Here is a 25,401-nt window from a genome sequence, read left to right on the forward strand (position 1 = left end):
AGTAAACGATGAAAAAAATATTTCGTAATAGGATGATCTTGGGGATAGCCAGTATTGTGCTATCTCTTATTATTTGTTTTGGATTGACACCGTTGTTCAATCAAGCCATAGCAGAGAAAGTCACGGTTGCAAGAGTAGCGGAGAATATCCAAAAGGGAGAGCTGATTACAGCAAAGATGATTGAGACTGTAGAGATTGGTGGTTATAATTTGCCTGATACTGTTCTAAGGCAGGAAGACAGCATTGTTGGCAATTATGCCTTAACGGAACTTCATAAAGGTGATTATGTTCTGAATTCCAAGGTTTCCAGTAAACCATTGGCTAATTATGAATATTTAACCGATTTTGATGGTAGTGAACGTGCTATATCGGTCAGTATTAAAAGCTTTGCTGCCGGTCTATCAGGTAAATTGGAACAAGGCGATATTGTTACCGTTATGGCTTCAGACTTTGGTGATCTGCGAGAAACCGTTAGTCCAGTTGAACTTCAATATGTAGAAGTATTAGCAGTAACCGCTGGATCAGGGCTTGATACCGATGAATATGAAATTGATCAGGAAGCAATTGAGCAAGATAAAGAATTACCATCAACAGTTACGTTAAAAGTAAATGTCGAACAGGCAAAGCTACTAGCAGAGATGGAAGCCAAAGGAAAAATTCAGGTGGTCTTTGTGTATCGTGGAACCGATAAAAATGCAGAAAAGTTTCTGGATGAGCAAAAGCTAATCTTGCAATCAAACAGCAGTGAAAATCAAATAGGAGAGGAAGAAGCAGAGGCAATTAGTGATGAAAGCCAGATGGAGGAACAGACCGTTCCAGTAGATGATGAGATAGAAGGTGATAACGATGAAGAATAATAAAATCATAGCGGTGTGGGGCAATCCAAACAGCGGAAAGACAACACTGAGTATAAAAATGGCAAATGAACTTGCAAAAAATAATAAGAGTGTCATATTACTGTTTGCTGATCCTTATGTACCGGTAATCTCTACTGTTTTGCCTTTCACTGAAACCAAAGAACAATCATTGGGCGCTTTGCTGTCATCCGTACAGATATCACAGGAAAGCATATTAGAAAAATGTATACCGGTTATGAAAACTAAAAACCTAAGTGTTCTGAGCTACCTTCACGGTGAGAACATTCGAACCTATGCTGATTATGGTAAAGAGAGGGTACTTGATCTTTTTATTCTGCTTAAACACTTGGCAGACCATATTATCGTAGATTGTTCAAGTATGGTACACCATGATTTATTATCAAGAGGAGCACTTGAAATGTCGGATCAGATTATTCGATTGGTGACACCGGATTTAAAGGCAATCAGTTTCTACGATTCCTCGTTGATGTTCCTTGGTGAACGAAAATATAATGTGGAAAATCATATTAAAGTCTTATCTAAGGTAAAGCCAGTGATGCCCAAAGATAGTATCAGCAATCATTTTGGCGGTATCCATCATGAACTGGAATATTGTGAAGAATTACAACAACAGGCATTGGAAGCAAGACTATTTGAATCGCTCACAGATAAGCCCAGTAGCGGATATAATCAACAGTTATCAGACCTCGTGAATGTGATTTGTTCAGAAGAGGTAGTTGCTGAAAAAGAAGAGAAGAAAGCAAGAATATCTTTTTTCAAGAGAAGGGAGGATGTGTAAATGAGTAGTGTATCTTTAGAATCAGCAAAGAATATTCGTGAATTCTCGGATATTCTTTACGAAGTACAAGAGTATATTTCCGGTAAGTATGCTGTTCTGATATCTTATGACGGTGAACATCAAAAAGAGCAGATGAAGTCCTATATCACAAAGTACCTGATGGATTATTCATTAGCCGTTGATGGTATGGAGCTGGATGAGCTGGTTGGATCACTTTATTCAGAAATGGCTGAATACTCTTTTTTGACAAAGTACCTGTTTCGCAGTGACATTGAGGAGATCAATGTGAACGCATGGAATGATATTAAAGTCACTTATTCAAATGGTGACATTATTCCAACAAAAGAAATCTTTAATTCCCCAAGCCATGCGATTGATGTCATCAGAAGATTGCTTCATAAAAGTGGTATGATACTGGATCAATCCCAACCCATCGTGGTCGGACACTTATCCGAACGTATTCGTATCACCGTACTTGGGCAAGGGGTTATAGATGCGGCAATAGGTGTGGCAGTATCCATTCGTATTGTAAATCCTAAAAAGCTGGTTAAAGAAGATTTCATCAGACAGAATACAGCCAGCGAAGAAATGCTGGATTTTCTATCCTTGGTCCATCGTTATGGTGAAAGCCTTTGCATTACCGGTGCAACTTCCAGTGGGAAAACAACGTTGATGAGCTGGATTCTTTCAACCTTACCGGATAACAAGAGACTGTATACCATTGAAAATGGAACGAGAGAGTTTAATTTGGTCAAAAGAAATGAAAAAGGCGAAGTTATCAACAATGTTATCCACACCGTAACTAGGCACAGTGATGATCCAAAGCAAAACATCAACATGGTTAAACTTCTTGAAACAGGACTGACTGTTAATCCGGATTATATCTGTGTCGCAGAAATGAAATCGGAAGAAGCTTTTTTCGCCCAAGAATCAGCAAGGACGGGGCATGGCGTAACAACGACCATTCATGCCAGTTCATGTATAGCCACCTATTACCGTATGGTGACACTTTGTAAACAGCGTTATGATATGGACGAGAGAACTCTTTATAATCTGGTAACAGAAGCATTCCCTATTGTTGCTTTTTCAAAAAAACTTGAAGACAATACGAGGCACATTATGGAAATAACCGAATGCGAAATCAAAGAAGATGGCACAAGAGCGATCAGGACATTATATAAATTTAATGTGACCGACAATATTGTCTTAGATGGGAAGATTAAGATCATGGGTCATTATGAAAAGGTCAACGAGATATCACCATCACTTGAAAAGCGTCTGTTGGAAAACGGTATGCCAAGTAGCGTGCTGACTAAATTTAAGCGAGGTGGCATTCATGAATAGTATGTTATTTATCGCATTCTTAGCAATGGTATTTGGGTTGTTCCTTTCGCTTGAAATATCACCCCATGCATTATTAGATGATATTTTAAGGAAAAGACAGTTTAAAGAGCCGGCCCTTAACGACAGAATCAGAGCGTTAACATCCAAGAAACAGAAAAAGGGTTTGAAGAAACTCATTGATGAAACCAAGCACATCCTGAAAATGACTAATAAAGAAAATCTATTTATGCTGATTGTCATGCTCTCAATGGTATTAATGACGATTGGCTTTTTTATTGCCATCACGCTGGACAATCTATTTCTCATGCCGGTATTAGCAGTCGGGTTTTCATTACTCCCCTTCTGGTATGTGCAATTTACAGCAACGAAATGGAAGAAAGGTTTAAATGGTGAACTGGAAACGGCATTATCGGTAATTACGACATCTTATATGCGTAGTGAAAACATCATTAGAGCTATTGAGGAGAATGTGAACTATATTAATCCACCGGTTCAAGATGTGTTCTATGCATTTTTGACACAGACGAAACTCATTAATTCGAATATAAAAATGGCACTTGAAGGCTTGAAGCCTAAGATAGACAGCTCGGTTTTTCATGAGTGGATTGATGCTTTGATTGATTGTCAGGAAGATAAGAATCTGAAGAACACATTAACGCCAATCGTTGCCAAACTGTCGGATATGCGCATGGTATCAGCGGAACTGGATTATCTTTTATATGAACCGGTAAAAGAGTTTGTGACGATGGCATTGCTCTTAATCGGTAATATCCCCCTTATGTACATGTTGAATAAAGACTGGTATGAAACGTTGATGTTCACAGGCATTGGAAAATTTGTATTGGCTGTTTGCGGTGTTGTCATATTCGTTTCATTAGCAGCAGTTGTGAAGTTATCAAAACCTGTGGAATATACCAGGTAGAAAGGAGGCACAGAATGTTTCAGATATTATTTTTATTTTCAGTGACCTTTTCAGTGGGCATGTATCTCATCTTAAAAGATGCATTGCATCTGCCTTCTGGAAGGAGTATTAAGGCAGTACAGGTTATTGCTAAACGTGAACGGAAAAAGTCAAAGAATTTTGAAGTGCTCATTAATGACTGGGCGATCCGATTATCAAAGATTGTTCATCTAACGGAATACAGCAGACGGAAACTGAGGGCAACACTGAAATCAGGAAATATAAAACTTTCGCCAGAAACTTTTGTTGCAAAGGCTTGGCTTAAAGCAGGGATGATGCTCCTATTTATCATTCCTGCTTTACTTATATTTCCAATGATCTTTCCGGTAATCCTCTTTTTAGCTGTTGCTGTTTATTTTAGGGAAATTAGAAGTGCAGATGAAGCAGTTAGAAAAAGAAGAGAAGACATCGAATTTGAATTGCCACGGTTTGTATCAACCTTGTCGCAGGAACTAAAGGCCAATCGAAATGTGCTTAATATTTTAGAGACATATAAGCAAAATGCAGGAAGCAGTTTTAAAAATGAGCTGGAGATTACGGTTGCGGATATGAAGTCAGGCAGTTATGAATCAGCATTAACCAGAATGGAAACAAGGCTTAATAGCTCTTCTTTATCAGAAACAATAAGGGGACTTATTGGCGTACTGAGAGGTGATGATGGTGTCGTTTATTTTCAAATGTTATCCCATGATCTCAAACAATTGGAACTACAACGATTAAAGACCATAGCCATGAAAAGACCGGCGAAGATAAGAAAATATTCCTTTGCAATGCTCTTTTGTTTCTTGATGATGTATTTATCGGTTATGTTTGTTGAAATTATAGAAACCCTTGAAAAACTATTTTAAGGAGGTGGGCATGTGAGAGCGATTTTGATGTCAAAAAAAGGAGAAGGCTATATCGATGTGGTGGTCGTTGTACTGGTAGTAATGATGGTCATTGCATTAGGAGTGAAAGTATACCCTGTCTTTTTAATGAAGAGCGATCTGAATACTTTTGCCAATGAACTGGCCAGAGTTGCAGAGATAGAAGGTCGAGTTGGTGCAGAAACCAATAGTAAGAAGAATGAACTTAGATCGAGCCTTGGGATTGATCCTGATATTGAATGGTCAACAACCGGCAACATTGATTTAAATGAAGAATTCAGTCTTGTCTTGACGTTACCAGTAGATATTGGATTTTTTGAATTCGGGTCTTTTCCCATTACGCTGACTTCCAAAGCAACCGGAAGATCGGAGGTATATCATAAGTGAATAGAATAATGAAAGACAGAAGTGGTAATGCGGCTCTCTTTGCTATTATCATAATTCTTTGTTTAATGCTGTTGTTTACAGTAATCAGTGAGTATTTAAGGTTGCAGATTATTGCAAATGGCGTTAGAGATGCATTACAATCTTCCGTTATTGCAGTGGCTACAGAGAATTATGATGAAGTCTACAATGGTTTGCGGGAAGGTTACTCTGGTGGTTATCGGCTGAGTGAGACAGATCAGTGGGAAGAACGAGTCGATTCAGGTGCGGTGATAACGAAGCTAAGTGATAAGCTGGGACTGATTGATGGGATAAAATATGCGGGTGAGTACATGGAATATCAGTTATCAGATTTGGACATTCAGATCAATAATGCGCCATTTGCAATCAATGACAATGATAGCAGGTTTGAGGCTGAAGCGTGGGTGACATTAACGGTTCCACTTTCTTTTGGTTGGGATCATTTGCCACCGATGGAAATCAGGCTTAAAGTTGATGCTGGATACAGTCCAAAGTTCTAAAAATAAGGGAAGTATAGACAAATAAAAATCCTAATGATAATATGTATATATGGAACATGTATAAATTATACATATTGTTATTGGAGCTGACGCATATGAAAAATAAACCAACAATAAATCTGAATGAACCAAGCTTTTACATCCTGTTAGCCTTATCTAAGGAACCAATGAGTGGTTATGAACTGACCAGAACGATCTATGACCTTACAAAAGGACGACTTGAAGTAAAAACAGGCACCATGTATCCTACGCTGAAAAGGTTGTCAGAGCATCAGCTCATTGAACTGATTGAGGATCAAAGTCAGGAAAGAAACAAAAAGATCTATCAATTGACAGATGAAGGAAAACAGTTACTTCAGACGGAAGTTGATTTGTTAAATGAAAAGATAGAAGAGGTTAAGTCGATTATGAATAAAACCGAAGGAGGTCGTTGATTATGAAAAAGATGATCATGAAAAATAAAACAGCCATCACTGGAGTTTCATTAGTTGCTATTGCGATGATAATTGGCGTGATGATTTTCACTAAATTGAACAGTGGCGATGTGGTAGCAGATGATGTGATAAAGGATGAAGATGCTACTAATCCTGTTGTTGATGAACTTGTAGAGAATGAAAATGAAGAAGTCACTGTTGAAGTACCTGAAATCGTGGAAACCGAAACGATTGTTATAGATCAAAAGGATCAGGTTACTACAATAGAAGAACCATTACCGGAAGAACCCGAAAAACCTGAACTTGAAGCACCAGAGGAAACCCCAGTATCAGTTGATGATCTGAATAATAGGGATACCGAACCACAATATGATGAAAAGGATGTGGTTATCGAGTCAGAAGAAGTTATTGTTGTAGTGGATGAGGATGAAAATGTTACACCAGAGCCGGAAGTGAGTGAAGAAGAGCAAAGTGACTTAGTGCCAGCTTCTGAAAACCCATTTGCTAATCCTGAAAATGCTGGTAATCCAACTGAAATCGATGGATCAGATATTAGCGATTATGTTCCTGGAACAGGTGATAAATTCTAACAAATAACACGTTTGAGATAGTTCTATTAAGAGCTATCTTTTTTTATGGAAGGAGAAGTAAGATGAGATCTATTAAAAATGTTTTTCTGCTTGTGCTTATAGGTGTGTTATTTTTGAATTGCACAGCAGTATATGCAGAAGATAATGCAGACTCAGGTACAGGCGACACAGGTAGTGCTCTTGCAGATAAAGGGTATTACAGGGGAAGTGAGTATATGTACAAAGTATCTGTGTATGTTGGTTTGTCGGATCAAGCAGATCAGAATACGAATTTAGCCTCTGAATGGAAGATGATTGGGACAAAACCGGTTTATGTGAAACCTTCAAATTTCACAATGCCTTCAGGGGTATTTTATGGCTCCGATAATAAGGTGAATTATCAATTGGGGAGTGCATTAACACCTAACGGTGGCCCTATGATAACTACAGATAATCCACCGCCAATTCCTATAACAAATGGGGGTAATATAAACTCTGTAAAATCATATTTTGGTGATACAGCCACGCTCAACTACTTTATTGATGCTTTTGCAACACAAAAACGAACTACAAGAGAAGGCTTAGTCGAAAGCATAGTTTTCAACATTAACGGTGAATTAAAGAATTATCCAGCAGAAGAAATACTACCAATCAAAGTTGATGGAGAGTATCAGAATAAAGTACCATGGTTGATTGTTTATGAGCCTGTAATAATTTCATATTTGAAAGACGGAACCACGGTTTTAGCGTTTACTGCTACAGAATATGCCCTAGCTCAAAAGCTGGGGTATTTTAATTTTAGAGGTGGTTCAGATGGACAGTATATATCAGGCATGACGCATTCGGATTTGCCGAATTCAGTATTTCTTGAGGAGAGCTGGTTCGGCTTTCCAGTGACATCAGCTTTACCTGACAATGTCTATTGGGAGTTGGATCGAATTATTGCAGGTGGTGGTTGGGGCATGAGGCTATTGAAAGCCAATGCTGATAATGTTGTAGAAAACGATACAGAATATGATTATGAGTATCGTGTGGATACGGACGTGATTACTTCTGTGCGAATTTATGCAGATGAAGATATAACCCCTGATAATCGACATGAAAGTGAAGCTACTTATAATAACCCGGTAGATAATACGGCGACCATTACGATGACTGCCAATGGATATACCAGTAGTACAGAAGTCGTTATTCCAGCAGGTGGATCAGAGTTGGTTTGGTTGAAATGGCATACGCCGAGTGTTCCAGGTGATGTTACGATTCGAGTGAATGTCAGTGGAAATAACGCTGCTAAGATTGATGGAACAAGTCGAAGTGCAACATTAACAGGTAAAGTAGTGGATATGAGTTTAAGAGAGCCTCCTAATCCGACGGCTAATGACAGAAATGATGATTTTATACTACCGGACATTCCTAATAAAGCCGAGAAGACAACAGCGAACTGGGGCATATATGATTGTAACTGGATTCCGGTTTGGGTATGGCATCCAAAATGGGAATGGGAAGCAGATTGGCATCGTGTATCTGAACATGGTTGGATTGGTTCCGGGGAGGACAGACATTGGGGCGTAACAGGACATCATTGGGTAGACAGAGGTCAATGGGTGGATAATGGCAATTTTGTAGATGAAGGGTATTGGGAATATGGCTATACAAATTATTATGCAAGTTTAACTGGCGCCATGACATTGGAACCGGATGAACATTCACCAACAGCGGATGAAAAAATAATGAAATCAGGCTATGGTATTGATGTTAATGTTTCGACCTACCCAACAAGCAATGCTCCAGCTTCTCATGTGACCAATGCGCAAAATGTCATTACGTACTTTCCAGAGTTCAGCTATGAAACTTATTGGAGACTGCTTGACGAGATTGGTTCAGGAGAGTTTGTTTTCAAGGAAAATAAGTATTCAACCTTTAATAGCAGGGTACATTTTACACCGCTTTGGTTTCCGGATGAAAGATATAGTGTCTATGCAGAAATTATTGATCTATGGACTCCGGACGGTATGTTAAGAATAAATGCAACAGATGACGTGACCATTGAAGGAGATTTATATATGGATTGGCACATTGGACCCAAATAGAGGAGGTATGCAAAATGGCAATTGATCCTGCAACGCTAAAGGTAGCTGCCAAGATTGCAACAACCGCATTATCAGATGAAAAGGGCAGGCAAATCATTTTGATTGCCTGCCTTTTACCTTTGATTATCATTCTACTGGTGTTATCGTCACCGTTTGCAATCTACTTTTCAATTATTGGTGGGCAAGAAGATGTGTCAATCGTCAGTGTAATCGATGAAATGCAAGAAGAGTTCAGATATAAAATAGAGCAAGAAAAGTCAGATTCGACAGCTGATGTTATAAAAACAATTATTATGGGCAGTGAAGATGGAACGCTTATCAATAATTCAGAAGATGTTTTGATTGCCTATGCCGTAAAATACAACGTTACGAAGGAAGGTGCTGAACAGATGGCGGTATTATCAGAGGATCAGGTGGAGAAACTGAGACAGGTTTATCGGGATATGAATATAATATCAACATCTTATAGCAGTACATCAAAAGAAGTCCAAGTAACCACAAAAAACGAAGACGGTGAGTCTATCTCTGAAACAAAAATAGTGATAACAACCACAAAAGTAATTACCATTGACAGTTTAACAGCCGAAGAGATTGGTCAAATCTATGGATTCGATGATGTCCAAAAGCAAGTCATTTCAGAAATGCGTCAAAGCAGCTATGGCGTTTTATTGGCAGCAAGTAGTGTAAAAATGTTTTTAACTGACGAAGAAATTGAGGCGATAAAAAGTTATATCCCAGAGAGAGTAACAATAGAAAGTATTTCCGTAGTTGATGCAGCAGAAAGTTTGGTCGGCAAGGTGCGTTATTTTTGGGGTGGGAAAAGTCTTGCCATTGGATGGGATGACCGTTTCGGAATCAATACGGAAGTGACATCACCAGGTAGTTCATCGACGGGTACAATACGTCCTTTTGGATTGGATTGCTCCGGATTTGTGACGTGGGTATTTGTCAACGCAGGTATACCTGCTGACTCTATTGAATCAACTATAGGACATGGGACAACAGCACAGTGGAACACATCAACAAGTGTACCAGCTAGTTCAGTCATGGCAGGTGACCTAGCTTTTCTTGCAACACCGGGAACCAGAAAAGTCAATCACATTGGGATTGTTATAGGTAGAAATGATGAAGGACAGATTATGGTCATAAATTGTTCTTCAGGAGCAAATAACGTGACAATATCAACGGCAGAGAGTGTCGGTTTTCAATATTATAGAAGACCGGCTGTATTAATCAATTAAAGGGCAGGAGGCTAAGCATGAATCCAATATTACCGATTATTATGATTTTATTATGTGCTATTGCAGGAGCAGTAGCCTTTTTCTTTTTGAAAAGACTGAAGCAGAGCAAAAGTGAACAAGTGAATGAACAGCAGAAAACAGCTCAGGAATTTGTTAACGTCAAAGACATCCATGATAGATTTTTATATACGAGGGATGGTCAGATTATCGCATATATCAAAATTCATCCAATCAGCATAGATTTATTTTCAGACAGTGAAAAGGAACAGATATCAAAGGTGCTAACGGCTGAATTATCCAGTGTGCAGAAACCATTTAAGTTTCTGGCGGTATCTAGACCGGTGGATATCACCCCACTGGTCAATGAGTATCAAAGTTTATTGTCAGAGACCACAAACCAGAAGCAAAAAGAGCTTCTTCGTCATGAGATCATGGAGATCAGCAATTTTGCTACCAGTGGTGAAGTTATTGAGAGAAACTTCTTTATTATGCTGTGGAGTCGATATAGAGACGGTGTTGAAGCTGATCTGATGAAAGAGTGTCAGGAGATGGTTCATAAGTTTGAAAGCGTAAATATCAGCACGGATATAATCAAAGAGCAAGAAATCGTCAGGTTGTGTAATCTAATAAATAATCCAGCATATATTAATTATGAATAGAGAAGCTTGAGTATAATATCACGTAAAATGGTTATAATGAATATAAAATAATTAGAAATAGATACATAATGTATCGAATATAAAATATAATTTTACAAATCAAGAACTTTGTGATAATATTTATTGTAACCGGAGGTGTATGTAATGAAAGATTCTATGATTCGTATAAAAGAAGCTGAACTCTATAATATAAAAAACGTTGAATACGGGAAACTGGATTTCCTAAGTGATAATACAGCATCAAATAAATCAACTCGTTCTGAAATCCTTGGCATATATGGTCAAAATGGCTCAGGCAAAACAGCCTTTGTAGATGCTATGTGGATTGTGAAACATCTCATAAGTGGGCAAGAGCTGCCTAAAAATGCAGGTGATTATATTTTTGAGAAAGAAGAAACAGCAACCATTAAACTAGGTTTTGATTTGAACCAAGAAGATCACATATATCAGATTTTTTACGAAGCGGAGATTGAAAGAACGGATGAAAACAAAGCCAGAGTCATTCGGGAATATTTAGCTTACAAAGAATTCATTAAAGGAGACTGGACGAGCAAGGCTGGCATAATAGATTATCAACTTGAAAATAAAGAATATACGTTTAAACCGGTTAAAAACCACCGTTTACTCACCTCAAAAAATGCAGATGTTCAAATTGATTTGGGTGTGGCGAAGAAGATGTCAGAGAAAAATTGCACTTCCTTTGTTTTTGGCACGGAGTTCGAAGACATCATTAAAAAAAGCGAAGCTTTTAAAAGCTATACAGATATTATTTTGGCGTTAAAGCATTATGCCAAAGTCAATCTCTTCATCATCAAGAACCATCATTCAGGGATGATTAACATGAACTTACTGATTCCCTTTAGTTTTAGGCTGTTGGATGAGAAAAAGGTGACGCAAGGAGACTTGGCGATTGGCCTGTTAAAGCCATCAGTCGTTCCGGAAGAAGTGTACAATGTTGTCTTCAAAATTATTGAGCAAATGAACATTGTACTGGAAACGATTGTTCCGGGGCTGAACATTGGACTCAAAAACCATGGTAAACAACTGACGGATGATGGCAGTGAAGGCATTCGGATAGAACTTATATCTATAAGAGAAGATATAAAAGTTCCGTTAAAATATGAGTCAGACGGTATTAAAAAGATTATCTCAATATTGAGCACGTTGATTACAATGTTCAATAATCCGACCGTATGCATGGTTGTTGATGAACTGGACGCAGGTATCTTTGAATATTTACTTGGTGAGATTCTTCAGATCATCAGTGAAAACGGAAAAGGACAGTTGATCTTCACGTCTCATAACTTAAGACCACTTGAGATGCTTAGTACAAGTTCGATTATCTTTACAACAACGAATCCCAAAAACCGATATATGCGTTTTACAAATGTGAAAAGTAATAATAACCTTAGAAACCTCTATTATCGAAGCATCAACCTCGGTGGACAAAAAGAGGAAATCTATAAGGAGACCAATAGCTTTGATATCAGTCGTGCTTTCAGGATTGCTGGGAGGGTTGATTGATGAAAACAAAAAAAGTCATATTATTCATCGTAGAAGGTGTTACGGATAAAACATCGCTAGGTGGGATTATCGATAAATTAGTTTCATCCAATCTTGTAAGGTTTTATATCACAGGTGGCGACATTACCAGTGACCGATTCTCCAACAGCGCCAATGCCGTGAGTAAAGTTAATGATCATGTGAAAAACTTTCTTGGTAGAGAGATAGGTCTTAAAAAAGGTGATATCATTCAGATTGTTCATCTCATTGATATGGATGGGGCATATATTGGTAGTGATCAGATTCAAGTAGAAGATATCGAGGGATTCGCTTATTCTGAGACTGCAATTACTGCAAGTTCAATAGAACGAGTAAATGAAAGGAACAACAGAAAGCAGCAAGTGATCAATCGATTATCATTATGTCCTAAGATATCAGGGATACCATATAGTATGTATTACTTCTCCTGTAATCTTGAACACGTATTACATAATGAAGTGAATTTATCGGATGAACTTAAGATGGAATATGCCGAGCGATTTTCAGATTCTTATTACAAAATAGAATCGGCATTTATTGATTTCATACGTGATGAACAGTTTGCAGTCACAGGAGATTACAAAGAGACTTGGGAGTTTATAAAACTTAATGGCAATTCTCTTAAGCGATACAGCAATTTCCATTTGTTCTTTGAATGAAAAACAATTAAATAGATTAAAACAATCATATGAAGACATAGCACATCGTTGCTGTGTTTTTTTTGTACCCAAAATGGAGGTTAAACAAATGAAAAAGATACAGACCAATCAAACAACAGTTAACAACAGCCTATTAAACATCATCACCCCAATAGGCTTAGAACTAAAACGAAACAGCCTGATTATAGGAGAGAACACAGGAAGAATATACGGTATCGTCAAATACCCACAAAAAGTCGATTACGGTTGGCTTGCAAAGATTACCAACATTCCGGGAACGGTAGTTGGGATTACATTTATTCCTATCGATAATGGTGAATTCATAGCAGGGTTATCAAAGAGTGTAATCCAAAATAGAAGTGCTGCTGAATCAGCAAAAGATCCATTGATTAGACAAAGAGCAGAACAAGCAGCACTTGACGGTGAAAAAATCATGTTGCAAATTGATAGAGAAGGTGAAACCGTTGGAACTATGATCATTTCTATCATGGCCATAGCAAGGGAAGACAATAACTTTCAAAAGATTTGCAGAAAGACGGAAAGCATCATAGCTACAAGCAAAGCAAAATTAAGAATTATGGCAAACCTGCAAGAGCAAGCATTCAAAAGTATAGCCCCATATTATACCCTCGACGAAGCCATTGGAGAAGTTCTGAAAAGAGTCATTCCAATGAGTAGTTTTGTCGGGGGTTTTCCTTTTTCATCATCCGGTTACAATGACGGTACCGGTTATTATTTTGGAAGAGATAATACAGGCGGTCTTGTTGTACTTGATCCGTGGAAAAGAGGGAATGACAGAACCAATACTAATTTTACGATTATGGGTGTGGCTGGCGTGGGCAAGAGCACTGTCGTCAAGCATATCGCTTTAGCGGAGTATATGAAAGGCACGAAAATCATCTTCATTGATCCCGAAAGAGAAATGAAAGATTTGTGTATGGCACTGAATGGCGATTGGATAAATGCAGGTGGTGGAACAAACGGTAAGATTAATCCCCTTCAGATCAGACCGACTCCCATTGATGACGATGATCAATATTATAAGGATGAAGGCAATGGCATGGGCGATATGGCTATATACATGAAAAACCTTGAAATCTTTTTTAGCCTGTATTTACCCTCAATATCGGATAAGCAAAAAGCTATTCTCAAGAATACACTGATTGAGCTTTATAATAATTTTGACATCTATTGGGATACGGATATCAATAAACTTACCAGTGAAGACTTTCCTATATTCCTTGATCTGCATAAGCGATTAAAGGAAAAAATAAAAGACAAATCGGTATCACCAAATGAACAAACTGAATATGAAGAACTGGCGTTACTGCTTCAAGATATTGCTCTTGGTAGTGACGCTTTTTTATGGAATGGAAAAAGTTCGATTGAGACCAATACAAGATGTATCTGTTTGGATACCCACGACCTGCAAAATACTAGTGATAATATCAAACGGACTCAGTATTTCAATATTCTTACATGGTGCTGGCAGCAGATGAGTTTAGATCGAACGGAACCGGTACTCTTAATCTGTGATGAAAGCTATCTGATGATTGATCCCAATGTGCCGCAGTCATTGGTATTCCTTAGAAATGTAGAAAAGAGAGCAAGAAAGTATGAAGCTGGGATAGCGATTATTTCCCATTCGGTTGTCGATTTTCTTGATCCGAAAGTCAAAATGTATGGACAAGCATTATTGGATATTCCAGCATATAAGATTCTGATGGGTTGTGATGGTATGAACTTAATTGAAACAAAGCAATTATTTAATTTGACAGATGCTGAAGAACAATTATTATCACAAAAGAAAAGAGGGAATGCACTGGTGATGATTGGGTCAAAAAGACTCCATGTCAATTTCCAGATCCCTGAGTATAAATTCAAATTCATGGGAAAATCCGGAGGAAGGTAGGTGTTTTTGTTGAAAAAGAAAATGGTCATAGAACTTTTAGTTTATATAGTCGCTGTTGTTATTGGGATTATTATGCTGTTTACGTATGAACCGAAGGAAGTAGAAATCGTAATACCGTCAGACTTCCAAGTAGAGCAGTCAGGAGGGGCAAATGATGCTTTTGTACCTATCGAGTAATGAACACATTAATATGCTGGACTTTCTTAATGATGAGCATGGCATCATCATTAAGAAGCTATCCGGCACTTTTTCACTGAAACAATTTATCGTTGGAGACCTTAGAAGCCTGAATCACTTCCAATATATCGTAGTTGATCTCAATGCAATAAAGGATTCAGGAAGTGAAATAATGGATGCTGTCAGTGCCTACAAGAAGATGTTCACATCTAGGATGATATTTTATATTGAAGATATTGATACACACCGTGATTTGGTTTTTGAACTCATTGAGAACGGTATATTTAATATTGTCACGGCAAATGATGTCGTAGCTCTAAAACTAGAATTTCTTAAATCCATTAGTGATTTAGGCATCAGCAAAAGAGAAATCTTGTCAAAGCTTGCACCTGATAATACAAAGTCGAATAAAGCATTAGAGTCAAATGATTTTATTAAAAAGGAAATCAAGATAGCTTTTACAGGATTACAACATCGGGTTGGTACAACAACCATGGTCTTAAATTTGGCAAATTATCTTGCAGGCATAGGCGCAAAAGTATGTTATGTAGAAGCAAATGAGCATGATCATTTAAGTACGCTACCAGCATTTTATGAGGGGATGACAGCAAAGGAAGACATTATCCTATACAACGGCGTGAAGTACCTGACGCTTCATTCGGAATGTCATGATGAATTTGATTTTATTATTTATGACATGGGGGTGATTGATAATCGAATAATCAGTGCTGCCAGAAATAACTGTGATGCAGTTATCCTATGTGCAACAGGTAAACCCTATGAACTTTCAGATACCGCAGAATATAGAGAATTATTAGATTCAATACCAACAAGTACAGTATTTTCATTTGTGTCAGAGACAGATCAGCATAAGCATTTAAAGAGGTATGATAACATTCATTTTTCAAACTATACACCGAATTATTTTGATGGTGAGATAAATGAGTCTATATGGTCATCGGTAATAAAACCATTTATTAAGAATCGGGAGGTCAAGCATGAGTAATAAAAGTTTTTTAATAGAATGTGTTTATTCCTTGGAATTAACCCAAAGAGCAACGCTGGTTGCTTTTTACCTAATCAATCGTGCCGACAGTGAAGGAACTTGCTTTCCAGGAGTCAAAACAATCGCTAGAGAATGTAATATCAGTAGCAGAACGGTACAAAGAGCTCTGAATGATCTTGAAGAAGTAGGATTTCTTGCTCGTGAAAGTCGTTTTCACGAGCAAGGAGGTCAACGTTCGAATCTATATTATCTGCAAGTAATCGAAGTAGAACAAGACGAAGAAGCGTTAGAAGTAGAGAAAAAATTTGAGAATTCAGCCGATGACAATGAATCGATTGATAAAGAAGAAATGAAAGGTGATATTGTAAGAGAGCAAGTTTCACCTGAGATGGATATTGAAGCAATCAACTTTAATGACCTATACAACAGTTGTGTGTCACGGTCCCCCTGTCAGGAAGGCATACCTTAAACTGTTCACTCTAATTATTAGTGTTACTGATAAAAAAAGATTTTAAGATTTAATTTCAAGAAATTGGAGATTCTTATGTCAATCACTTTTGAAAATGTCCCAAAATAAATGAAACATGAGCACCAGTAAAAAGCTGGTGCTTTGTTAATTAGCGGAGAAAAAGTTTTCTTGAGTGTTAATGATGTCCTCAAAAGTATAATTGTGTTGAGCATAGTGTGTTTTGATAAATTTCTTGATGGCGCTCTTCCGCCATGGATGTATCATAGAAGGGATATTGCGTTTTTTAGGCAGAGCCTCGAACTCGTCCTGAAAATCAAAGTTCTTAGATTTCCTTAGATGAGAAGGGATAAGTTCGAGTTCATAAACGTTCTCGTTTACAGAGGCCATCAAACAGCCGTTAAAAGCCTTAATAATGACAGCCGGAGTGCCTTTGTGGTAATAAATAGGGAGGCCTCTGTCGTCCATGAGTTTAAAATATTGATTTTCAAATTTAATGCAATGGCCTGTATCAATTTTGCGCTCAGCAATTACCGCAAGCGTTAGATTGATTTTTTCATCAGACGGTTGCGTTTCAAACACAGATTTGTTATTATCAAAAGGCAGAGCAAACTTGTCATTGAATTTCTTTATGTAGGAGTTCAGAAATTCGTTGGCATGCTCTACGCTTGATACGCCTGCGTTTCTTAAGTCGATCGGCAGTCGTGATTGTAGTGTTTGGAATAAGCGTTCTACGCGTCCTTTGGCCTGTGGAACGCTTGTTACTTTTATATCTACCCCTAGTTGATGGCAAGCGTAAGAAAACTGAGTGAAGGTATCCTTTTCAAGTGAAGGGGCCTTTTTTTGTTTGTATTCAAAAACAGTCCTTCTGTCTGTGTAAAACATGTGTGGGATACCATAGGTTGTTAAAATTTGATGAAAGACATTGTAATAGCCTTTAAGTGTTTCTTGGTGGTCGAAGTAAGCCCCCACGATTCGCCCTGTGGCATCGTCTATAGCAGCGTGTAAGTGGGTTTTGACGCCACCAAACCAGATGTGAACCGAAGCGTCCATCTGAAGCATTTCTCCAAAGTAGGCGGATCTAGGTCTTCTAGGGTGGCTTTCATCGAGTTCAACGATCTTGTGCTGAATAATCGCCATGTCCCTTTTAGAAGTAGCCTTTTTCTTTTGGGCTTCTAATTTTTTACGAAGGGCTCTCTTTGTTGACCTGTGAGCCTTGGGAGATAAAACATCTTGTTCCATAAGGATATTTTTTACAGTAGTTGGAGAAAGAAAAAGGTGTTCTTGCTCTGCTAGGATTTCAGTAAAATGAGCGAAATTCGCATCGGGATACTTGGTCCTGTAAAGTCCTAAAATCAACGTTTTAGTTTCGCTAGACAGGGCGTGAACGGGTTTCTTTCCACGGTTTCCATGGACAAAGAAGTCTTTCCCTTCTGACCGATAGCCCTGGATTAATCGATTAACCGTTCTAATACTACAGCCTAGCTTAAGTGAAGCTGTTTTTTTATTGCCATTCGTATCGACGAGCTTTTTAATGATTTCATATTTTAGATTTTCATTCATACGTAATTCTACCTTTGTCATTTAATTTACCTCGATGCTTTCATTCATTGAGGTATTATTATAGCATTATATCTTTTGGGACAAAATCACGTTTGATTACTTAAGACATTATCACATGTGAATCATATTAATTTCAAGAAATTGGAGATTCTTATTGACTAAGACAATAAAAAGTATTACAATTAATATTGACTAAGTCAATAAAACTAAAACGGGAGGTGAATACTTGATAGGATTAGAATTCATTCTTGGTTTATATAATATGCAACATGTAGAGTTGGCGGAACATTTAGGAATCAAGAAGCAGAATATTAATATGTGGGTCAAGCGTAGACAAAATATACCTAAAAAGTATCTCCCGGTATTGGAAGAACTATTTGGAATAGATCGAGAGGTTTTTTCAAAAGAGCTTGATGAAATTGAGAAGCTTGAAATACAGAAGGAAAAGCTTAAGAACGATCTAAAACCAGTTATTACTAAGCACGAGAAAAGATATAAATCTGGTGAAATCAATGACGTTGTTGACATTCCAATCTATGATAAAGAGGAAATCAACACCATTGAAAGAGATATAGAAAAAGCAAAATTGGTGACAAGATTTAAAGAAGCGATGGATATTGTGGATAACAATCCATATATGGATACATTCAAGCTAATGGTTGAACTTATGGAAAAATCGCAGCATGAATCCATTCTTCATAAGTCGATAGAAACATTATCTCATTATCTTGAAGTGTTACCTGGAAGTGGTCTTCTGTCAAGAAAAAGGACAACTTAAACGTAGAATCTTCAACCAATTTTTTTGATTATTAACTGACGAATTCAAGTTCATAGTCGTGAGGCGATATCATACCACAATGCGAATGTATTCTGGTGGTATTATAAAATGTTTCAATATAATGGAATATCAGTTTGTGTGCATGATGAAGATCTTTAATGACATATCGGTTAAGCCATTCGCGCTTTATGAGTGCGTGGAAAGACTCAATTGGTGCATTGTCCCAAGGCGTACCTTTTTGTGAATAACTTCGGATATATTCTTTAGTCGGTGTTGCTTTCTTATAATCTTTGGATACAAATTGGCACCCTCTGTCACTATGAATAATCGTTGGTCTCTTTGATTTTCTAGAGGCTTTAGCGTTTTCAATTGCAGATATGACACCCTCTGTTGTTAGTCTATCGGAAACATGCCACCCGATGATTTTTCGAGAATAAAGGTCCATTACAGACGTTAAATAAACAAAGCCATTCAAAGTATAAACATAGGTGATATCGGTTGTCCAGACGGCATTCGGTACTGCAGGACTAAATCGTCTATCCAGTATATTTTTAAGCTTGTCGTCAAAATCAGGATCAATGGTGGTTTGGGTGTATGGACGAACCCATATGGCCTTAATACCTTCATTGCGCATGTAATTCCCAACTGTTTTTTCAGCGATTTTTATGCCTTGCTCATTGAGTAATTTTGTAATCTTAGGCGCACCGTATATCTGATAAGAAGCATTATATATTTCTTTGATCTTTGTGGATACAGTTCTTTTGCGTAGTTTCGCGCGAGAGGCTTTTCGACTTTTAAAACTATAGTATCCAGATGTTGAAACGCCAAGATATTTGAGCACATTGTTAACAGAAAAAGTGCGTTTCTTAGATTTTTCTTTGATGATTGGGTAAAGCGTTTCTGTTAATCGTTCAATATGCTCATTGCTTTTTTTAATATTTCGATTGCATCCTTTGCATCTCGAAGTTCTTTGCGCAGGCGTGCATTTTCTTTTTCAGCATCTGACGAAAAATTGCCCGAACCTCTATGTTCAACAACACCTTCGTGATTTTTGGCATTCCTTATCCATGAACTGAGGGTTGATTTTCCGATTTTGAGTTCTTTTGCTACTTCTTCGCCTGTTTTTCCAGATGAATAGTAATAATTGACAGCATCTTGTTTAAATTCTTTCGAAAATTGCTTTTGATTTTTTGTTCCCATGAGTCTTCTCCTTTTGAATTGGGTTTATTATATCTTGTACTCTAATAAGACTCAACTTTACTTGTCCTAATTTTATACTAGCATCAAAGTATCAACAGTGATGAATCACAAGAAGAATTTGAATCAGAAATATTTGAAGTTTTTGATGATCATAATTATTAAATTGAAAGGGATGATGTTATGGATGTAATACAAGAAGTCGAGCAACTGTTTCTTTCATACCCATTTACAAAAGAAAGTTTGCTTGTATTACTGAGTGTTATTTTGGGAGCAATCTTTACTGCAATAATTAATAATGGTGCTATGAAAAAACAATCGAAGTTTAATCTTCAATATGAAATCTTGAAAAATGAATTGGAGAAAGTAATAGAATTAAGCAAATCAATTGAAAAATTAGAAATTAATTTGTCATTTTCACAGCAAGATTTTGTGGTTTACAAAGCAGATATTCAAAGAGTGAGTCATATGTTATTTAGAGTGAATGAAAGCTTAAGAGATAACCGCAAATTTGTTCGCAAATATATTAACCTGAATTATTCATGACGGTTCACGAAATACTCCCCAAAACCGCATAGTTACTGTATTTTAGATTACTTTTGCTTTTCACTTATCAAGTGAAACCTAAATAAATAGAAGAAGAGCTCCAACTTTGTTAAAATGTAGTTACCACACAAACACCAAAACAAAGGAGAAACTCTTCATGTCTAGTGTAAGTTCACTTCAGCTCGAAAGCAATAGTAAAATCAAAATAAATTTCAATGGAGGCGATTTATCCTCCGATTCGGGGCTGCTTCTCATAAAAGAATTCGCCCATAAGTTTGGCTTCAATAAACACATCAGCCAGTTTGTAACGGACAAAAATGATAGCTTCCGTAAACACAAAGACCATCAAAATCTATCCCAGCTAATTTATCAAATCCTTGCTGGATACTTTAATGACAATGATGCAGACGAACTGACCAATGAACCTGTCTTTAAAAGTATTCTGGGTAAACAGGCTCTTGCCTCACAACCCACACTGTCGAGGTTCTGGAACCGTATGGATGGGGATACAGTCAAACAGTTTGAAGATATCATCCGTCATATGAGGTCATCGGCCTACAGGACTAAAATGCCAGAACAAGTTCTGCTTGATCTTGATTCAACCCTACTTAACACGTACGGCAAGCAGGAAGGCGAAGGCTTTAATTACCACTATCAAGCTCATGGATATCACCCCTTACTCTGCTATGACGGACTCACTGGAGATCTTCTCAAAGCAGAGCTTAGAGATGGTACCGCCTATAGTTCTACAGGCGTCTGCGAGTTCATGCAGCCCTTACTTGATGAATACTTTACAAAGTATCCTGATGTCCATCTGTTCCTCCGTGGAGACAGTGGTTTTGCAACACCAGACTTGTACAAACAGTGTGAAAGCAATGGTGTATCCTATGCCATACGCTTGAAAGCAAACAAAATACTGTATGCTCACGCAAAACATTTGGATGATGAAATAACCGAAGCTACAAAGGATAACATGATTGATTATGTGGTCCGTTATGATGAGTTCTTGTACCAAGCCGGTAAATGGGACTATCCTAGACGGGTTATCGTCAAGGTCGAGAAACCGTACAATCAGCTAACCAATCAGTATGCCTTTATTGTGACCAACATGGATCTCAGTCCTGAAGAACTCATTAAGTTCTATCGAAATCGAGGCACCATGGAAAACTTTATCAAAGAAGGTAAAAGTGGCTTCAACTTTGCATCAACACCAAGTAAGGACAAAGTCGTTAATGCAAATCATCTACTGCTCCATGTCCTAGCATACAACCTATTTAATTACTTTAAACGATTGGTATTACCTGAAAACATGAAGAAAATGTTGATAGATACTATTCGATTGAAGCTGCTCAAAATCGCATCAAAGGTTGTTAAAGCAGCAAGATATATTCATTTCAAACTGTGTAGCAGTTGTCCATACAAGAATGAGTTCTATGAAATTCTTGAGAACATCCGTCGACTTCCACAGTTGGAATAAACGTAACTGATGAACTTTGAAATCTGAAAATCGAGAAAAGTATTGTCCACAGGATAAGTCTGCCCATTTTTAGGTGATAAACAGGAAGACGTCTTCTATGATAAGCATTATGAAGCGCAAAAACTTAAATCCGCTCGATTTTTGGTGATATCATGGGTTCATGAATAATTCAGGCTTAATGCAAAAAGTGTTGAGTTATCAGCTAAACTTGCCAGTGATTATTTAAAACTGATGTATGATCAAAGTAATGGATTCAGGAATATGGAAGTAATCCAATCAATAGATGGATTTGAAATAGAAGGTTTAAGAAAGCTATTCTCAGATGCAAAGAAATTGGAAAATCAATTATCTGAATCGCTTGAAAAACTAATTTCACCAGGACTGTATTTCAAAATTAAGAGAAAACTTAGAAAGCCATTAATGTTTTTTGAAGAGTTTATGGCGATCAGAGCAATAAACAAGAAATAATATTAAATTAATAGGGAGGCAATTAAAATGGCTACAACAGGAAACATCGGATTTGAAGAAACTCTATGGAAAGCGGCAGATAAACTGAGAGGTAGTATGGATGCAAGTGAATATAAGCATGTTGTACTTGGACTTATATTCTTAAAATACATTTCAGACAAATTTGAAACAAAATATGAATCATTGCTATCTGAAGGAGAAGGTTTTGAAGAGGACAGAGATGAATATGAAGCAGAAAATATTTTCTGGGTTCCAAAAGAAGCAAGATGGAACTTTATCATGGATAATGCAAAAGATGTGAAAATAGGTCAGTATATTGATGATGCGATGATTTTGATAGAAAAGGAAAACCCTACATTAAGAGGCGTTCTTGATAAGCGTTATGCTCGGCCTGAAATTGATAAAAGAAGATTAGGCGAATTGATTGACCTTATTTCAACAATTAAGCTTCATCAAAATGGTGAAAAAGATTTACTCGGAAGAGTGTACGAATACTTCCTTGGTCAATTTGCTGATGCCGAAGGTAAAGGTGGTGGAGAATTCTATACGCCAACCAGTGTTGTTAAAACATTAGTAGAAATGATTGAACCTTATAAAGGTAGAATTTATGAGAGAATCATACAGAGATTGATACAATTTAATGAACCTCATTGTTGCTATGCATAGGGGTATGCAAACTCAAAAAGGGTACGCAGTAGTTTAGTTAAGGTGGGGGAGGAATATATGGATAATGAATTTACTATAAAGATCTCAATACCGACTGATGACTATGGATACATTCTTTTGAAATGTTCCCATTGCGGAACTTTTTTTAAATCAACTCCCGACGATATTGAAGACGATAGAGTGTTAGAAATATATTGTCCAAGTTGTGGATTGATTAGTGATAACTACTTAACAGAAGAAGTAGTCGAATTAGCCATGGCAATGGGATATTCATCTTCAAGAAGTTTTCAAGATAAAGTCAAGGGTTTTAATGACCGGGTGGTAATGGTCTTAATACGCCATATAGAAAGATACTTAACTAAAATAGGGATCGAGATGGGAATTGATGAAAAAGTTACATATTCTATAGCAATTGAAAATGGGCAGGTTAATATAGCAAATGACAATTCTACCACTAGCGTTGCATAAACTCAACTACAAATCTAGAGCAAATCCATATTACGCTTTATAAGGATAAAAATGTAACCCTGTCGATTCTACTAATGAAAAAAAGCTGACTCTAAGCAGACAGTCTCGTTGCACAGTGATGGGAGCCACATATGGATAGATTAATCTAAAAAGGATTGAGCCTCATAATCTTTCGTTTGAAACTTTCAAAAGTACTGTAAAGACTTGCTCTTATAGCAACCCTGATCTTGTTTAGTGGTGCGTCTGTTCTCAGGTTTTGCTTAAACAGAGCGAGTAGACAGTAGAGAATGAGCGAAAGGTAAATTTGGTTTACCGCGCCGACTTCATCAGTCGCAAAGAAATGCTTGACTTTAGAATGCTGTTTAAGCCATTTGAAAAAGAGTTCAATTTTCCACCTGAGTTTATAGAGATTACAGACGTCTTCAAAACAGAGCCCTGTGTCGGTTTCAAGGTCAGGGACGTTTGTCAAAAAGTGATAAATAGTTCCGTCATCATCTGCTTGCTGAATATAGTGGTATTCATGCCTAGTCTTTTTGCTGCCTGAACCCACAGGGCCTTTTGAGGCGTAAAGAACGCCCTTTGGATTATCATAGCGCGTATTCGCCCATGTCACAGAGTTGCTCTTCATGCGAACGACAAAACAACCACCAGCTTCGTGGATTTGATCTAGGCGATCGTAATCCACATAGCCTCTGTCATAAACATTGATGACGCCTGGTGTAAAATCCGTCACGCTGAGCATTTCACTCACATCATGTTCTTTTGCGCCAGTGACAGTGGCTTTACTTGGATAAAGTGCGTTTTCACCATAATAGCGAAGGCCGAGATGTAATTTGACACCCGCTTTTGTTTTTTGGTACTTCGCCCACGCCATGCCCGTTAATGCTTTTGTGATAACGCTGGCATCAACAATATTCAGTGCCAATGTATCTTCATTCAACTGGGCGCTCTCAAACTGCCCGTGAAGCTGTGACACCAGATGCGTGAAGATGTTCTGGAGCACAGATGTATCGAGAGCTGACAGTCGTCTATAGAGCTGGGAAGGGCTTATAGAATCTAGTTTAAGATACCTCTGATAATTGTCATCAAACAGCAGATCCGTTGAGATGGCTCTGAGGCCATCATGTTCTTTCAGGTTTGCGGTGACAAAGAGTTTGATTAGGTTTTGAGTCGTTAACTTCTTGGCATAAGCATCACAGTTATTCGTTTTGATGATATTTTTAACTTTTTTTGAATTTAGGGGTTCAAGTACTTTACCAATGGTCTTAAATTTCATATAATATAGATGTTGTGTTCCTTGTATTAGATTTGTGCGAGACCATCTATGTGTGCTCCATGAATCTAGTATAAGGACTTTTTTATTGATTTTAAACCCCTTAATAGACATTATTGTTATTTATTGTTCTTTTGCTATTGATTAAGTTTTATGCAACGCTAGTGCAATTCTACTATTAATGCAACAAATACTGTCAATACAATTGATGTTGAAAAATTGAATGGGCTTATAGAAGATATTAAAGAAAATGCAAAAGGACTTTCGATAGAAGATGAGGAAACTCTCGTTAGTAGTTTAGAAGTAATTAAAGAAGAATCGAAGTCAGCAAATCCAAGAAAGGGCTTTATCAAAACAGCAATTAAAGGACTTCAGACTATAAAAGGCACTGTAGAATTTGCTGCTGCAACAGCTACACTGATTCAATTTATACAACCTATATTATAATTAATATAAAGGAGCTGAAAAATGTTAAAAT

General features: G+C 37.4%; 28 protein-coding genes and 1 pseudogene. 25 read left to right on the top strand and 4 right to left on the bottom strand.

Annotated features, from left to right (window positions below; genetic code table 11):
• The first annotated feature begins 8 nt into the window (after window positions 1-8).
• The 18 genes from cpaB to ACR6HW_RS16520 all read left to right on the top strand — a co-directional run bounded on the left by cpaB (window position 9) and on the right by ACR6HW_RS16520 (window position 16,490).
• Window positions 9-857, top strand: coding sequence for a Flp pilus assembly protein CpaB (gene cpaB, locus ACR6HW_RS16435; protein WP_455728772.1), 849 nt, complete (start codon window positions 9-11; stop codon window positions 855-857).
• Window positions 847-1,656, top strand: coding sequence for an AAA family ATPase (locus ACR6HW_RS16440; RefSeq protein ID WP_455728773.1), 810 nt, complete (start codon window positions 847-849; stop codon window positions 1,654-1,656). Before cpaB ends, ACR6HW_RS16440 begins: the two co-directional genes overlap by 11 nt.
• Window positions 1,657-3,000 (top strand): ATPase, T2SS/T4P/T4SS family, encoded by a 1,344-nt coding sequence (locus ACR6HW_RS16445; RefSeq protein ID WP_455728774.1) that lies wholly within the window; start codon window positions 1,657-1,659, stop codon window positions 2,998-3,000. It begins immediately after the preceding gene.
• The gene (locus ACR6HW_RS16450) at window positions 2,993-3,922 is read left to right on the top strand and encodes a type II secretion system F family protein (RefSeq protein WP_455728775.1); all 930 of its coding nucleotides are present in this window, start codon (window positions 2,993-2,995) and stop codon (window positions 3,920-3,922) included. The genes ACR6HW_RS16445 and ACR6HW_RS16450 overlap by 8 nt, the downstream gene beginning before the upstream one ends.
• A gap of 14 nt (window positions 3,923-3,936) precedes the next feature.
• Window positions 3,937-4,809 carry a type II secretion system F family protein gene (locus ACR6HW_RS16455; protein ID WP_455728776.1) on the top strand — a complete coding sequence of 291 codons (873 nt, stop codon included), beginning with the start codon at window positions 3,937-3,939 and terminating at the stop codon, window positions 4,807-4,809.
• A gap of 12 nt (window positions 4,810-4,821) precedes the next feature.
• On the top strand, window positions 4,822-5,214 hold the full coding sequence (locus tag ACR6HW_RS16460) for a DUF4320 family protein (RefSeq protein WP_455728777.1): 393 nt from the start codon (window positions 4,822-4,824) through the stop codon (window positions 5,212-5,214).
• An 8-nt stretch (window positions 5,215-5,222) separates the two neighbouring features.
• Window positions 5,223-5,732, top strand: a complete 510-nt coding sequence (locus tag ACR6HW_RS16465) for a hypothetical protein (protein ID WP_455728778.1) — start codon at window positions 5,223-5,225, stop codon at window positions 5,730-5,732.
• A gap of 95 nt (window positions 5,733-5,827) precedes the next feature.
• Window positions 5,828-6,166: a PadR family transcriptional regulator gene (locus ACR6HW_RS16470; RefSeq protein ID WP_455728779.1), complete on the top strand. Its 339-nt coding sequence runs from the start codon at window positions 5,828-5,830 to the stop codon at window positions 6,164-6,166.
• Window positions 6,167-6,168: 2 nt separating this feature from the next.
• Complete coding sequence (locus tag ACR6HW_RS16475; protein ID WP_455728780.1) at window positions 6,169-6,756, top strand: hypothetical protein; 588 nt, start codon at window positions 6,169-6,171, stop codon at window positions 6,754-6,756.
• 62 nt (window positions 6,757-6,818) lie between these two features.
• Window positions 6,819-8,825 (top strand): hypothetical protein, encoded by a 2,007-nt coding sequence (locus ACR6HW_RS16480; RefSeq protein WP_455728781.1) that lies wholly within the window; start codon window positions 6,819-6,821, stop codon window positions 8,823-8,825.
• Window positions 8,826-8,839: 14 nt separating this feature from the next.
• Window positions 8,840-10,066: a C40 family peptidase gene (locus ACR6HW_RS16485; RefSeq protein ID WP_455728782.1), complete on the top strand. Its 1,227-nt coding sequence runs from the start codon at window positions 8,840-8,842 to the stop codon at window positions 10,064-10,066.
• A gap of 17 nt (window positions 10,067-10,083) precedes the next feature.
• Window positions 10,084-10,725 (top strand): hypothetical protein, encoded by a 642-nt coding sequence (locus tag ACR6HW_RS16490; protein ID WP_455728783.1) that lies wholly within the window; start codon window positions 10,084-10,086, stop codon window positions 10,723-10,725.
• A gap of 144 nt (window positions 10,726-10,869) precedes the next feature.
• On the top strand, window positions 10,870-12,249 hold the full coding sequence (locus ACR6HW_RS16495) for an AAA family ATPase (RefSeq protein ID WP_455728784.1): 1,380 nt from the start codon (window positions 10,870-10,872) through the stop codon (window positions 12,247-12,249).
• The gene (locus ACR6HW_RS16500) at window positions 12,249-12,926 is read left to right on the top strand and encodes a hypothetical protein (RefSeq protein ID WP_455728785.1); all 678 of its coding nucleotides are present in this window, start codon (window positions 12,249-12,251) and stop codon (window positions 12,924-12,926) included. The genes ACR6HW_RS16495 and ACR6HW_RS16500 overlap by 1 nt, the downstream gene beginning before the upstream one ends.
• Before the next feature lie 88 nt (window positions 12,927-13,014).
• On the top strand, window positions 13,015-14,838 hold the full coding sequence (locus tag ACR6HW_RS16505) for a VirB4 family type IV secretion system protein (RefSeq protein WP_455728786.1): 1,824 nt from the start codon (window positions 13,015-13,017) through the stop codon (window positions 14,836-14,838).
• Window positions 14,839-14,847: 9 nt separating this feature from the next.
• The gene (locus ACR6HW_RS16510; protein WP_455728787.1) at window positions 14,848-15,015 is read left to right on the top strand and encodes a hypothetical protein; all 168 of its coding nucleotides are present in this window, start codon (window positions 14,848-14,850) and stop codon (window positions 15,013-15,015) included.
• A complete protein-coding gene (locus tag ACR6HW_RS16515) occupies window positions 14,990-16,021 on the top strand; it encodes a hypothetical protein (RefSeq protein WP_455728788.1) in 1,032 nt (343 codons plus the stop codon). Before ACR6HW_RS16510 ends, ACR6HW_RS16515 begins: the two co-directional genes overlap by 26 nt.
• Window positions 16,014-16,490 carry a helix-turn-helix domain-containing protein gene (locus ACR6HW_RS16520; protein WP_455728789.1) on the top strand — a complete coding sequence of 159 codons (477 nt, stop codon included), beginning with the start codon at window positions 16,014-16,016 and terminating at the stop codon, window positions 16,488-16,490. The genes ACR6HW_RS16515 and ACR6HW_RS16520 overlap by 8 nt, the downstream gene beginning before the upstream one ends.
• Before the next feature lie 144 nt (window positions 16,491-16,634).
• On the opposite strand, the gene ACR6HW_RS16525 is transcribed toward ACR6HW_RS16520, so the two are convergent.
• Window positions 16,635-18,050 carry an ISNCY family transposase gene (locus tag ACR6HW_RS16525; RefSeq protein WP_455730852.1) on the bottom strand — a complete coding sequence of 472 codons (1,416 nt, stop codon included), beginning with the start codon at window positions 18,048-18,050 and terminating at the stop codon, window positions 16,635-16,637.
• A gap of 226 nt (window positions 18,051-18,276) precedes the next feature.
• Between ACR6HW_RS16525 and ACR6HW_RS16530 the strand changes: the two genes are divergently transcribed.
• Window positions 18,277-18,828 carry a YdaS family helix-turn-helix protein gene (locus tag ACR6HW_RS16530; protein WP_455728790.1) on the top strand — a complete coding sequence of 184 codons (552 nt, stop codon included), beginning with the start codon at window positions 18,277-18,279 and terminating at the stop codon, window positions 18,826-18,828.
• Between the two features lie 31 nt (window positions 18,829-18,859).
• On the opposite strand, the gene ACR6HW_RS16535 is transcribed toward ACR6HW_RS16530, so the two are convergent.
• Together ACR6HW_RS16535 and ACR6HW_RS16540 are read right to left on the bottom strand one after the other, a co-directional pair.
• Window positions 18,860-19,765 (bottom strand): IS3 family transposase, encoded by a 906-nt coding sequence (locus ACR6HW_RS16535; RefSeq protein ID WP_455730906.1) that lies wholly within the window; start codon window positions 19,763-19,765, stop codon window positions 18,860-18,862.
• Window positions 19,732-20,028: a transposase gene (locus ACR6HW_RS16540; protein WP_455728791.1), complete on the bottom strand. Its 297-nt coding sequence runs from the start codon at window positions 20,026-20,028 to the stop codon at window positions 19,732-19,734. The genes ACR6HW_RS16535 and ACR6HW_RS16540 overlap by 34 nt, the downstream gene beginning before the upstream one ends.
• Window positions 20,029-20,208: 180 nt before the next feature.
• Here ACR6HW_RS16540 and ACR6HW_RS16545 point away from each other — a divergent pair, with 180 nt between their 5' ends.
• The 5 genes and pseudogenes from ACR6HW_RS16545 (at window position 20,209) to ACR6HW_RS16565 (ending at window position 23,650) form a co-directional block, all read left to right on the top strand.
• Entirely contained in the window at window positions 20,209-20,571 is a 363-nt protein-coding gene (locus ACR6HW_RS16545) for a hypothetical protein (protein WP_455728792.1), read from the top strand.
• A 157-nt stretch (window positions 20,572-20,728) separates the two neighbouring features.
• Window positions 20,729-22,048, top strand: a complete 1,320-nt coding sequence (locus ACR6HW_RS16550) for an IS1380 family transposase (RefSeq protein WP_455728668.1) — start codon at window positions 20,729-20,731, stop codon at window positions 22,046-22,048.
• A gap of 231 nt (window positions 22,049-22,279) precedes the next feature.
• The gene (locus ACR6HW_RS16555; RefSeq protein WP_455728793.1) at window positions 22,280-22,516 is read left to right on the top strand and encodes a hypothetical protein; all 237 of its coding nucleotides are present in this window, start codon (window positions 22,280-22,282) and stop codon (window positions 22,514-22,516) included.
• Between the two features lie 27 nt (window positions 22,517-22,543).
• Window positions 22,544-23,128 (top strand): annotated as a pseudogene (locus ACR6HW_RS16560) (type I restriction-modification system subunit M N-terminal domain-containing protein); the annotation flags it as partial.
• Window positions 23,129-23,239: 111 nt separating this feature from the next.
• Window positions 23,240-23,650, top strand: coding sequence for a hypothetical protein (locus ACR6HW_RS16565; RefSeq protein ID WP_455728794.1), 411 nt, complete (start codon window positions 23,240-23,242; stop codon window positions 23,648-23,650).
• Between the two features lie 145 nt (window positions 23,651-23,795).
• Here ACR6HW_RS16565 and ACR6HW_RS16570 read toward each other — a convergent pair whose 3' ends face one another.
• Complete coding sequence (locus ACR6HW_RS16570; RefSeq protein ID WP_455727853.1) at window positions 23,796-24,926, bottom strand: IS4 family transposase; 1,131 nt, start codon at window positions 24,924-24,926, stop codon at window positions 23,796-23,798.
• A 216-nt stretch (window positions 24,927-25,142) separates the two neighbouring features.
• Between ACR6HW_RS16570 and ACR6HW_RS16575 the strand changes: the two genes are divergently transcribed.
• Window positions 25,143-25,370, top strand: coding sequence for a hypothetical protein (locus tag ACR6HW_RS16575; RefSeq protein WP_455728795.1), 228 nt, complete (start codon window positions 25,143-25,145; stop codon window positions 25,368-25,370).
• Window positions 25,371-25,401: the final 31 nt, after the last annotated feature.

This window comes from Fusibacter sp. JL298sf-3, assembly GCF_053842995.1.